The sequence below is a fragment of the Actinocorallia lasiicapitis genome (assembly GCF_054778695.1).
Window position 1 is genome coordinate 1 of sequence record NZ_BAAGZI010000186.1, and the last position, 10,824, is coordinate 10,824.

Below are 10,824 nucleotides of genomic sequence, written 5' to 3' on the forward strand. Positions count from 1 at the left end.
CAAGCCGAAGCACGCAGGCGCCATTTCAGACGGCGCCTGCGCCTCCAGGTTATGAAGATCTAGGCATGTAGTACTAGTGGCGGCAGACGGTCTGGGTGTTAAGGCGGTCCAGGACCGGTTCGTGGAGGTCTTGGCAGACCGCGGTGCTGGTGCGCATCCGCGGTGGCGGTGCGGGTCGGGGTTCCTGATCGACGGCCGCCACGTGCTCACCTCGTTGCACGCCGTCATTGACGGCGTGCTGACCATTCGCAGGGTTGGCGCGACGCCTGGTGCCCCGAAGCAGGCATGGCCCGCGACCCTGTATCTGGCCGGGGACCTGAACAACGCGGATCTGGCGATCCTGGCGCTGGACGAGGACCTCGGACCGCTGTCCCCGGCAACCTACGCCCAGGTCCCACGGAGCACCCCGCAACCGGTGGTGATCAAGGAATGTAGCGCGGTCGGTTTTCCAAAGTTCGCCGCCCGCAGCGACGCCGAGGACGCGATCCGCGACACCGTCCATGTCGAGGGCTGCATCCCCAACTCCCAGAACCTGGCGTCGGGGCTGCTCACCCTGAAGACCACCCACACACCTCAACCGCTGCCGTCCGCCCAGAGCGGGCTGACTCAATCACCGTGGTCGGGAATGTCCGGCGCCGCAGTCTTGGCCGGTGGCCAGATTGTTGGGGTGGTGTCCGAACACGCGCCTCGCCAGGGTCCTTCCGACCTCACCCTCGTACCGATCACGCATATCTCTACACTCCCCGACGCCGGCACTTGGTGGGCAACCCTCGGTGCCGATCCTGACCACCTACCCCAGGTCGGCGTGGGGCTGATGGCAAGGACGATGCGTTTTGCGAGGAAACCACTTATCGGCATTGTCGCGCTCCTCACAGCATGGGGCCTCGGTGCTGACGCTGCCGTCATCCCCAAGCTGGCAGACGGGCGTGGTGGATGGTGCCGCGGGGTCGGACTGCCTCCCGGTCCGATTCTGGCCGCCTACCTTGAAGCGCAGAAGCGCGATCCCGCCCTGCGACTAGGTTGCCCACTTGGGCCGGTGACCGCTACTGCGGACGGTCGTGGTCTATTCGCGGCCTTCGGCTTCCCTGGGAAGCAGCAGCTCTACCCTTCCCGGATCTATTGGAGCCGGGACACTGGCGCGCACATCGTGTGGGGGGAAATCTGCCTGGGATGGGACGCGCTGAAGGCCGAGTCAGGGCCGCTCGGGTTCCCGGTAGATGAGGAAAAGCAACGCGACCAGGGATACCACCAGAAATTCGAGCATGGCTGGATGTATTGGCACCCGCAGCGCTCTCGCGGTGCGCACTGGATCTCCAAAGAGTTCTTCGCGACCTGGACAACGACCGGCTCCCGGACGGGTGCCTGGGAGGGAGGCCCGCTCGGCTACCCCATCAGCGACCAGATGCCCACGTCCGACGGTGGGCAACGCCAAGCCTTCGAGGATGGAGCCATCGTTGCTCACCCCACGCGCTCGAACGGATCGCATGCGGTAATGATCAAGATTTATGAGGAGTGGCTGCGGCACGGCGCCGAGGCCGGCGACTACGGCTACCCGGTCGCGGCAGAGGTCCATGACGGTGGCATCTTCCGCCAGAAGTTCGAGCGAGACGAAATTGTCTGGGACGACGTCTTCAAGAAGTATCGCTGACCCGGGCTGTCTGTTGCCGATGGCGATTGGGCAGCACGCAAGGTATGCGGAGAGCCACGGTCAGGTCGGCTTCGTATGGCCGTGATTCGGCCTGCGTTCAGGATGCCGCGTCCAGGCCAAACGGCAGGAGCAGCCGGTAGGCCTGATCCGCGGTTCGCTCGTTCACGTGCCCGACCCAGGGGACTGGACGGGCGGCGGCGTGGGGGGCGGCGCGGGCGTGGTCGAGGAGGTGGTGCCGGGTTGGTTGGTCTTGTTGGTGAACGCGAACGCACTGTACACCGCGACGAGCACGGCCAGCGCGACGCCGGTCGCTGATCCGCCCGCGGCGAACGCGCCAGCCAGGTCGTGCTCCTGCACGTAGTTGAGCACGCCCGACACAGTCCCGATGTGGAGCGAAACCGAGACGAGTAGCAGCAGGATCAACACCCTGATCGTGGTCACGACGCCCCCGACCGGGTGTAGTCGATCGTCCAGCTGCGCAGGATCACCACGAACGCATTGGTCCGGAAGTCGCGCAGCAGGTCGGCGTGATCGGCTACGTCGTAGTCGTGCAGTGTCTCGGCGATGTCGTCCAGCCAGCGCCGCCGGGCGACCGGTGCCATGCATACCGCGATTGTCCTCATCTGCCAGCCCGGCTGGGGATGCGCTGCGACCGCATCGGACCGGTGCTGCAGCTCCTGGTGGCCGCTCTTCCGCGAGCGCCGAGTCGACGACGCCCCGCCCCGCCTCGCGGTGGACCCCACCCAGCCGAGCGAGGCGAGGCTCGTGAGCAGAGAAAAACTAGCAACAAAGCTGAAGATCTTGTCCGTTTCCCCCAGGGCTCCGTCAACGACGGCCGCCGCGCTAGCGACGAGGAATGCGAGGAAAAGGAGCAACCCCAAAGCGGTTCTTTTGGGTGGAGGGGAGCTGGCCATCAGGCGGCACCGCCTTCACCGGCCAGGCCACGCAGAGCGCGGGCGGAGGGACGGCGGGCGGTAGCCAGGGTGGCTGAGCCCTGGGTCGTGCCGGTGGCGGTCAGCCGGTAGTAGCGGCGGGCGGGTCGCTTCTCAGCGCTCGGGTCGATGTCCTCCTTGTAGGAGGTGACCCAGTCCTCGGCCTCCAGCCGCAGCAGGATCAGGTGCGTCGTTCCGGGCGTCAGTCCGGTCTCCTGTGCCAGCTCCCGCCCGTACATCTCCCGGGCCGGATTGCGCAGCAGCGCGTCCAGCACCATCTGAGTCTGCAAGGTCATCTTCACGCTTTAGCTCTAACTAGGTCATTGAGTCGCGTCTACACCTCTTCCGCTTTTTCTCTAACTAGGGTACCTAGTCGGCGCCCACTGACTCTCCTTCGCGCGGAAGGCCTCCAGCGTCTCGCCTTGATGGCCCAACGCACCAGGGACCAGACCGTCTTTTCTGGCCTGGTCCCCAGCGTTCGTCGGTCGGTCAGAGGGTCACGTCGCAGCGGGCGTTTCCGCTGCTCATGTAGCAGGTGACCTCGTGGTAGTCGCTGATCTTGTACCAGGTGTTGCCGGGGACCCAGCCGTAGCCGCTCACGTAGTAGTAATCGACGTTCTCGACTTTGAAGCCGTCGGTGTCGAACCAGTACCCCTTCAGCCACGAGTCGCTCCTGCCGGAGGGCAGCCACCATTCTTCGCAGGTGAACGAGCCGGCGTTGGCCGTGCCGCAGTAGTGACTGCCGCCCACCCCGAACCTGGCGATCTTCACCGGGTAGCTTCCCGGCAGGTTGTTCTGGATGTTCCCGTACGCCCCGACGTCGGCCAGGGCCGGGGTCGCGGTCGCCGTCGCGGTGACGAAGGACATCGCGATCAGCGAGAAGATCACGCCCAAGGTCTTGCGCTTGTGCTGCACTTCTACCTCCACGGAGGGGCTCGTCTGGTCAGGCAGAGGCTGGCACGGGGCGGTATATCGGCGGTATACCGCCGGGTTGACCTGTGGGTTGGCCAGTCGTGGTGAGAGATCTTGCGCTGCGTCAAGGGTCTCTTGCTCTGTGTCGGCCTACCTGCTGATCGTGGGCGGTAGACCCGCAGCTACGGCCGGGACGGGCTGCGATTGCTCTGGCGAGACGCTCGGAGAGGTCTTGAGTATCTGGTTGGCAGGGATCGGGAAGGTCATCGAGGCGAGCGCGATCTCTTGGGTGGGCTCGCCGATGAAGGCGGACCTGACCTCGGTGATCGGTGCGTTAAGGCGTGCGGAGACGCGGTGGATTTGGCGGTGGACGTCGGGGGCTGGGCGGCCTCGTAGGGAGGCGGTGGCGTGCTGGAGGACGGAATGTTTGGTCTCGGGGTGATCGAGGGGCGGTAGCCGTCGGGGCGGTCGATGAGTTGGGTCAGGATCATGTTCTTAGGCAACTGCTGGTCGGTCGTCGGGAAGCTCAACGAGTTTGCCGTTGACGAAGGTGGCCCCGGCGCGGACGAGCGCGACGAGGTGGGGTGCGTTGACTGCTCGCCAGCGGGCCTGCGCGGCCTCGAATCAGTTTGAACGCCATCGCCAGCCCGGCGGCGCGAGAGCCCGGCCCCTTGGTGACCTTGGTGCGGTGGCGAACGGTCGCGAACGTCGACTCGATCGGGTTCGTGGTCCGCAAGTGCTGCCAGTGCTCGGCCGGGAAGTCGTAGAACGCGAGGAGTTCTTCCAGGTCATCGACGACCTTCGCGACGGCCTTGGGATGCTTGACCCCGTAGGCGGCCTGGAACTCCTTCACTGCCCGGCGGGCGTGGTCGAGGTCTTCGGCGTTCCAGATCTCCGCGAGGTGCTTCTTCGCGCCCGGGTGCGCGGACTTCGGGAGGGCCCCCAACACGTTCGCGATCTTGTGGAACCAGCAGCGTTGTTCTCTGGCCTGCGGGAACACCTCGCGTAGCGCGCCCCAGAAGCCGAGCGCACCGTCACCGACCGCCAGGACGGGGGCGCGCATGCTACGGCGTTTGCAGTCGCGTAGCAGGTCGGCCCAGGACTCGGTCGACTCGCGGTAGCCGTCGGTCAGCGCAATGAGCTCCTTGCGGCCGTCCGCGCGTACTCCGATCATGACCAGCAGGCAGAGCTTGTGCTTCTCGAGCCGGATGTTGACATGGATCCCGTCGGCCCACAGATAGACGAAGTCAACCTCCCGCAGGTCACGGGCAGCGAACGTCCGCTGCTCGTTCTTCCACTGCTCGGTCAGCTTCGTGATGACCGGCGCCGACAACCCGGCCGAGGAGCCGAGGAACTGGCCGAGCGCGGGCACGAAGTCACCGGTCGACAGGCCATGCAGGTAGAGCAGCGGCAGCACCTCGTTGATCTTCGGGGTCTTCCGGCACCACGGCGGCAGGATCGCTGAGGAGAACCGCTGCCGCTCCCCGGTGGCAGGGTCGACGCGCTTGTCGTTGACCCGCGGCGCGGTCACCTCCACCGCCCCCGCGCTGGTGAGGATCTCGCGCGGCTGGTGAGAGCCGTTCCGGACGACCAGGCGGCGGCCGCGGGCATCGCGCTCGTCGGCGAACCGGGCGAAATAGGCGTCGACCTCGGCCTGCAACGCCTCGGCCAGCATCCGGCGGGCGCCCTCCCGCACGATCTCATCGATCAACGACACCGACGAACCGGCGGCCTCGCCGGCCGGCTCGCGGTCAGACGGGTCAGGAACTACGGTGAGCATCGGGTGTGCCTTCCCCACCGACGTTGGCGCGTCGGTCATGCTTGAGATGAGTCGTGATCATCGGGAAGGTGCACCCCCTTCCCGATAGATCCACAGATCTCAAGCATTGCTCCGCTGCCGGGATCACGATCCCTGTTGAGCAGCGTCTATGCACCGTTGCGCTGAACCGGCGGATCTCCCCGCCCACGCCGAATTTGAAGCTCGGCACACTCGTCCACTACTACGGCGTCCCGCCCCAGCGAGCCCATGACGCTCTGGGCGACACTCGGATGCTGGCCGGGGTGTTGGCTGCCTCGCTGGGTTCGGTGGCGCAGCTCGCGATGCCGCTCCCGTTCGTGGCCTGCCCGCCACGGCAGAACTCCTATTACTTCCCACCGAGCGTCCCGAAGGCCCGCTGTGCGTTCGGGAACCCCGGCCCTCTCACGGACGTCCTCGTGCAGGGGATGAAGGTAGCGATCACCGGTGAGACGGCCACACCGCGCCTCGACCTGATCGCCCGTTCGGTCGGCGCCGGACTGAACGTCATGAACAACGTCAGTAAGCACACCAGCGTTCTGGTCACCAACGACGACGGAACGGGCACCACCAAGGCCGACAACGCGCGGGCGGCCGGAGTCCCGATCGTCGACGAACCGACGTTCCTCCGGCTCCTGGAGCAGGTTCGACCAGGTCAGCCGCTCGGCGAGAAGAGGGCCCGCAGAGTCCCCGCACCGCGCCCGGCGCCCAAGCCGTCCGGCCCGCTGGCCGGCCACCGGGTCCTGGTCCTCGGCGGCCCGCACGACCTCGCTGCCGAGCTCCGCGTGAAGATCGCCGAGCTAGGCGGTGCCGCCTCGGTCAACCTCTCCAAGAGCGTCACCGACGTGCTCCTCCTCGAAGACGGCGACCTCGATCGCCGGATCGGGAAGATCCGTACCCTGGGCCTGCCGCTGCGCACGCGCGATTGGCTGCTCGACCCGCAGGCCGCACCCGTTGAGTCCGCGGCCGCCCAGGTGTTGTGCCGCGGCGCGGTCATAGACCTCCCCGAACCCGGCCGCTGGACGATCAGCGCCTCCTGGGATCACCAGACCGCCTGCGAGATCGACCTCGTCGCCTTCGCCGTTGACACCGACGGCCAGGTCTCAACGGATGAGGACTTCGTGTTCTACGGCGCACCGGAGAGCCCTGACGGAACGATCACCCTGGCGACCAACGGCCCCGCCGAGCAGGCCATCACGATCGACCTCGACGCCTTGCCGCTGGTCGTTCAGAAGATCGTCGTCGCCGCGTCCATCGACGGCACCTCCACCTTCGGAGACGTAGGCGCCGTCGAGATCCAGGCGACCCCCGGCACGGCCACTCCCGTGGCCGAGGCCACCCTGGACGCCGCCACCACCGAGAAGACCCTCATCCTGACCGAGATCTACCGCCGCGAAGATCTCTGGCGCCTGCGAGCGGTCGGCCAGGGCTACGACCACGATCTCGCTTCTCTGGCTCGCTCCTACGGAGTCGATGTCGTGGAGTAGACGGCCCTAGGGGGTTGGGGAGCTGCGAGCCGCTGGGGCCGACGGTGCCCTCGTTCCCGCAGGTTGGGATGAGGTAGGGCATACTTCCTTGGCCTTGGTTCGGTGGGTGTAAGGAGGCGATATGGGGATCCACCTTCACCTCTATCGGGCGGCGGAGAGCTGGCTCGAGGAGGAGTTCTGCAATCTGCCACAGTCGTTGGCGAAGCTCGATGACCAGGTAGATGCCCAGCTTGAGCTGGGTCACGGGACCTGGCAGATGGCTCTTGAGCTGTTGAACGGCGAAGACACTCGCGCTGACGCGGCTGCGGGCCTAGTGCTGGGTGGCCAGCCGGCATTCACCGACCCAGGTGGACCACCGGTCTTGATCCTTCTCCCGCAAGACCTCATCGAGGTCACGGCATATATGAACGAACGACGCGTGAACGGCTATGACCAGAGAACTCGCGAAAAGTTCGAACAGGGCTGGCAGTCTGAAGTGCTGCCGTCTCTGCGCGAGGCTCTGGATGACCTGATCGCTTTCTATGGGGCCGCGGCTGGAGCGGGCGAGTTCGTGATCACCAACGCATCGTGACGCTTGGTGATGCGGGCTTATCTCGGCCCGGAGTTCAAGGGGGCGAGGGCGGCGGAGCCACTTGCGTAACTACGCCGCCCCATCGCCGACCGGAGGACGAGACCGGGCTCAGCGCCTACGCTGCCGCGGCCAAGGTTCCTGTCGGGTTCATAACGGCGGCGATGACGTCGGCGGCGTGGGTGTCGGCCTCGGGGACGAGGTGGCTGTAGAGCAGGCTCGTGATCACGATGGACTTGTGGCCGAGGCGCTTGCAGACGGTGTCCATGGAGACGTTGGCGGCCAGGAGCATCGTGGCGTGGCTGTGGCGGAACTTGTGCATGGTGGCGGCGGTGGTGATGCCCGCCTCGCGGGCCTTGTCCACGACCTTGGTCCAGTGGACCTGGTGGAAGTTGTGAGCCTGGAGGATGCCACCGGCGGTGCTTTGGAAGATCAGGACGTCGGGGGTGAGGTTCTCGATGCGGCGGCGGAGGAGACGGCAGAGGTCGTCGCCGATGCGGATGGTGCGGAGGGCTGAGTCGGTCTTGCCGTAGTTGGCGATGTAGGGGCGGTGGTTCTTGTCGAGCTTGACGGCCTGGGCTACGCGGAGGGTCTTGGCGTCGAGGTCGAGGTCGAGGTCTCGGGCGCGTAGGGCGGTGAGCTCGGAGTAGCGGAGGCCGGTGCCGACGGCGAGGGTGATCAGGTCGCCGGCGAGGACGGAGACGTCGTAGCCGAGGCGCATCCACAGGGGGATTTCGGCGCCGATGGGGACCTCGTCGAGGCTGACGGCCTGGAACTTGAGGGGCGGGAGCTGGACGCCGGCGCAGGGGTTGACGTCGATCCAGCCCTTGCGGGTGGCGATCCAGCCGAGCATGGGGGAGATGACGGTGCCGTGGACGTCGCGGATGGTCTTCGGGCTGTAGGGCTTCTTGATCTCGTCCACCTTGGGGATCAAGGTGCCGTCGGGGCGGCGGCGCTCCGGGCGGGCCTTGCGCTTGACGTAGGTCCGCTTGGTCATCCAGACAACCCAGGCGTCGATCACGGCGGCAGTGATCTCAGTGACATGGAGGCCGCCGAGGGGACCGACCTTGCGTTCGGTGGTGGTGCCGTCGATGTTCTCGTCGTGAACGGTGACGACGGAGGAGAGGACGTGGCGTTCCCACAGGCGGCGGTAGTCGGTGAGCTGGCGGGGCTCGACGAGGTTCCGTTCTTCCAGGTACGCGAGGTAGGTGTCGAACGCCGCGGCCATCGTTCGGCCGGGGAACGCCGGGCCCGCGGGTTCGGCGGGCGGGTCGGGCGTGACAGGGGCCGTTGGGGCGAGGGCGACGAATGGGGCGGCCTGGAGGATCGCGGGGGCGTCCATGGGGGCCGGTTCGCGGTCGGGGTGCCGACGGCCATTTGCGATCATTCGGGCACGGAAGTTCTTGGCCTCGGTGTGGCCCGAGAAGTAGTCCTCGTCGCGCGGGCCCTTCTTGCCGCCGCCGATGATCCAGCGGACTCGGTAGATGACGTCGCCGCCGCGCGTCTTCTTGTATTCGATGCCTTCCGAACAACGGGTCCAGTCGTCGGTGGGCTTCTTGCGGGTGCGGGTGGTGGCCGTGCTGGTCGCCATTCTCGCGACGTCTCCTGTCTTCGACGATCCGTTGATCGTCGGCCTGGGAGACGGCCTCGGTCGAACCTTCCCGACTGTTCTGCCGGGCGGGGCTTCTGGGTGGCTGCCGGATGACGGCAACCCCCTGGGAACCCCCTGGAACGACGAAACCGCCTCTGATCTGCGGATTGTCGCAGGTCAGAGGCGGTTTCCCTAAGGCGGAGGATACGAGATTCGAACTCGTGAGGGGTTGCCCCCAACACGCTTTTCAAGCGTGCGCGTTGGTGTTCGTGGACGGTCGGAGCCTCTTCCGGCCTGGGGGTTTGTGTTCTGCTGGATGCTTGTGAACGCCTGCCTGGCCCGCGATCGCGTTTGGCTGGGGCGTTGAAGATCAGTTGGTTGTGGGGAGGGGGCGGGGGGTGCCGAGGAAGAAGTCGGTCAGGAGCGGGGCGAGGAGGTCGGGGGCTGGATCGTGTGGCTGGCCGTTCATGGTGTGGTGGCGTGCGTTCGGTAGGAGGTGGGCGACGGCTTGGGCGGTTAGTCGCCGCCAGCGGGCGCTGAGGCCGCCGTCCAGGACGAGTACCGGTGCGGTGATCTGGTCGGCCCAGTGTGCGGGCAGGACATGCCCGTTCATGATCGCGGTGTCGTAGGTGATGGTGTGCGCCAGTGCCTCCAGGTCCCGCCAGCGCGCGGTGCTGCGCAATGGGGCGAGTACTTCCGGGGCCATCTGGACGGCTTCGGAGAGGAAGTACTCCACGGCGTCGCCGCGCCGCCCGGCTTCGACCAGGTTCTCGACGTGCGCCTGGAAGCCTGCGGGGATCGGTGTCCTGGTGCCGGGGAGGATGAACGGCGGCTCGATGACGGCTATGGCCGCGAAGCCGACGCCGCGGGCGGTGGCCTCCGCGACGAGCACCGCGCCCGTGGTGATGCCGAACCCGTACGCCGGGCCGCGGCCGGAGCCTGGGACGCTCTCGCGGGCCGCGTCGATCAGCGCGGCGAGGTCTTCGACCTCCCGTTCGACGGTGTACGGCGGTGTATCGCCGCTCGCACCGCGCCCCCGGCGGTCGTACACCAGCGTCGTGAAGCTGCCCGCCAGCCGCGCGGCCAGCGGCCGTAGCGCGCCGCGTTCGGTCAGCGTGTTGCCGACCAGGATGAGGAGCGGCCCCTGGCCGCGCAGCTCGTACGCGATCGGCGTGCCGTCCTTCGACGTGGCCGTGAGCGCAGCGGGACCGGCGGCCGGCACGGCACTGGTGTCGTGTTCACCGTGCCGCAGGTAGATGTCGCCCATGCGGGCGAACATCTCGCCGTACCCGTAGAGGCGCGGCTCGGACCGGAGCGCGAGCCGGTCGTAGTACGCGGCGTAGCGCCGCTCGGTCGCCGCGCCCTCGCCGGACTCCTCCAGCCGCTCGAGACAGTAGGCGCGGACGGTCTCCAGCAGGCGGTAGCGGGAGCCGCTGCCGCTGTCGACACGGACCACGAGCGACCGGTCGACCAGCCGAGCGAGCAGGTCCGCCACGTCGAACTCGGCGATCTCACCGCCGGCGCACACCGACTCGGCGGCCTGCAGGCTGCAGGGCGCCGCGTGCATGGCGAAACGGCGCAGCACGGTGCGTTCGGCGTCGGCGAGCAGGTCCCAGCTCCATCCGATGACCGCGCGGAGCGTGTGCTGCCGGTCGAACGCGCCGCGCTGCCGGGAGGTGAGCAGCCGGAACCGGTCGTCGATCCGAGCGGCCAGGTCGCGTACTCCGAGCGCCCGCACTCGGTTGGCTGCGAGCTCCAGCGCCAGCGGCAGCCCGTCCAGGCGACGGCAGACCTCGATGACGTCGGCGACGTTGCCCGGCGTGAGCTCGAAGCCCGGCGCCGCATCGGCGGCGCGCACCACGAAGAGCCGGATCGCCGCCGCGGCGCCGGC

General features: G+C 67.4%; 10 protein-coding genes and 1 pseudogene. 4 read left to right on the forward strand and 7 right to left on the reverse strand.

The genetic code is table 11. The features are described 5' to 3' along the window. Window positions 1-121: 121 nt before the first annotated feature. The gene (locus ACYVE7_RS20080; protein WP_460366495.1) at window positions 122-1,648 is read left to right on the forward strand and encodes a trypsin-like peptidase domain-containing protein; all 1,527 of its coding nucleotides are present in this window, start codon (window positions 122-124) and stop codon (window positions 1,646-1,648) included. 162 nt (window positions 1,649-1,810) lie between these two features. On the opposite strand, the gene ACYVE7_RS20085 is transcribed toward ACYVE7_RS20080, so the two are convergent. From ACYVE7_RS20085 to ACYVE7_RS20105, 5 genes and pseudogenes are all read right to left on the reverse strand, one after another. Beyond that, on the reverse strand, window positions 1,811-2,071 hold the full coding sequence (locus ACYVE7_RS20085; protein ID WP_460366496.1) for a hypothetical protein: 261 nt from the start codon (window positions 2,069-2,071) through the stop codon (window positions 1,811-1,813). 14 nt (window positions 2,072-2,085) lie between these two features. Then, a complete protein-coding gene (locus tag ACYVE7_RS20090) occupies window positions 2,086-2,250 on the reverse strand; it encodes a hypothetical protein (RefSeq protein ID WP_460366497.1) in 165 nt (54 codons plus the stop codon). A gap of 311 nt (window positions 2,251-2,561) precedes the next feature. Beyond that, window positions 2,562-2,876 carry a PadR family transcriptional regulator gene (locus tag ACYVE7_RS20095; RefSeq protein ID WP_460366498.1) on the reverse strand — a complete coding sequence of 105 codons (315 nt, stop codon included), beginning with the start codon at window positions 2,874-2,876 and terminating at the stop codon, window positions 2,562-2,564. A gap of 193 nt (window positions 2,877-3,069) precedes the next feature. Beyond that, complete coding sequence (locus ACYVE7_RS20100; protein WP_460366499.1) at window positions 3,070-3,507, reverse strand: hypothetical protein; 438 nt, start codon at window positions 3,505-3,507, stop codon at window positions 3,070-3,072. 480 nt (window positions 3,508-3,987) lie between these two features. Continuing rightward, window positions 3,988-5,272, reverse strand: a pseudogene (locus tag ACYVE7_RS20105) (IS256 family transposase). Between the two features lie 194 nt (window positions 5,273-5,466). Between ACYVE7_RS20105 and ACYVE7_RS20110 the strand changes: the two are divergent. Together ACYVE7_RS20110 and ACYVE7_RS20115 are read left to right on the forward strand one after the other, a co-directional pair. Next, complete coding sequence (locus ACYVE7_RS20110; RefSeq protein ID WP_460366500.1) at window positions 5,467-6,774, forward strand: TerD family protein; 1,308 nt, start codon at window positions 5,467-5,469, stop codon at window positions 6,772-6,774. Window positions 6,775-6,895: 121 nt separating this feature from the next. Beyond that, complete coding sequence (locus tag ACYVE7_RS20115) at window positions 6,896-7,345, forward strand: hypothetical protein (protein ID WP_460366501.1); 450 nt, start codon at window positions 6,896-6,898, stop codon at window positions 7,343-7,345. 115 nt (window positions 7,346-7,460) lie between these two features. Here ACYVE7_RS20115 and ACYVE7_RS20120 read toward each other — a convergent pair whose 3' ends face one another. Then, window positions 7,461-8,933: a tyrosine-type recombinase/integrase gene (locus ACYVE7_RS20120; RefSeq protein WP_460366502.1), complete on the reverse strand. Its 1,473-nt coding sequence runs from the start codon at window positions 8,931-8,933 to the stop codon at window positions 7,461-7,463. On the opposite strand from ACYVE7_RS20120, the gene ACYVE7_RS20125 reads away from it, so the two are divergent. Next, a complete protein-coding gene (locus ACYVE7_RS20125) occupies window positions 8,914-9,129 on the forward strand; it encodes a hypothetical protein (RefSeq protein ID WP_460366503.1) in 216 nt (71 codons plus the stop codon). The genes ACYVE7_RS20120 and ACYVE7_RS20125 overlap by 20 nt on opposite strands. Before the next feature lie 174 nt (window positions 9,130-9,303). Here the strand turns inward: ACYVE7_RS20125 and ACYVE7_RS20130 are convergent. Then, window positions 9,304-10,824, reverse strand: a 1,521-nt coding sequence (locus ACYVE7_RS20130) for an ATP-binding protein (protein WP_460366504.1), incomplete at its 5' end; no start/stop codon positions are given.

Coding starts and splice junctions, on each gene's coding strand:
- ACYVE7_RS20090 (WP_460366497.1), bottom strand. CDS start 2,250: ATGGCACCGGTCGCCCGGCGGCGCTGGCTGGACGACATCGCCGAGACA.
- ACYVE7_RS20095 (WP_460366498.1), bottom strand. CDS start 2,876: ATGACCTTGCAGACTCAGATGGTGCTGGACGCGCTGCTGCGCAATCCG.
- ACYVE7_RS20115 (WP_460366501.1), top strand. CDS start 6,896: ATGGGGATCCACCTTCACCTCTATCGGGCGGCGGAGAGCTGGCTCGAG.
- ACYVE7_RS20120 (WP_460366502.1), bottom strand. CDS start 8,933: ATGGCGACCAGCACGGCCACCACCCGCACCCGCAAGAAGCCCACCGAC.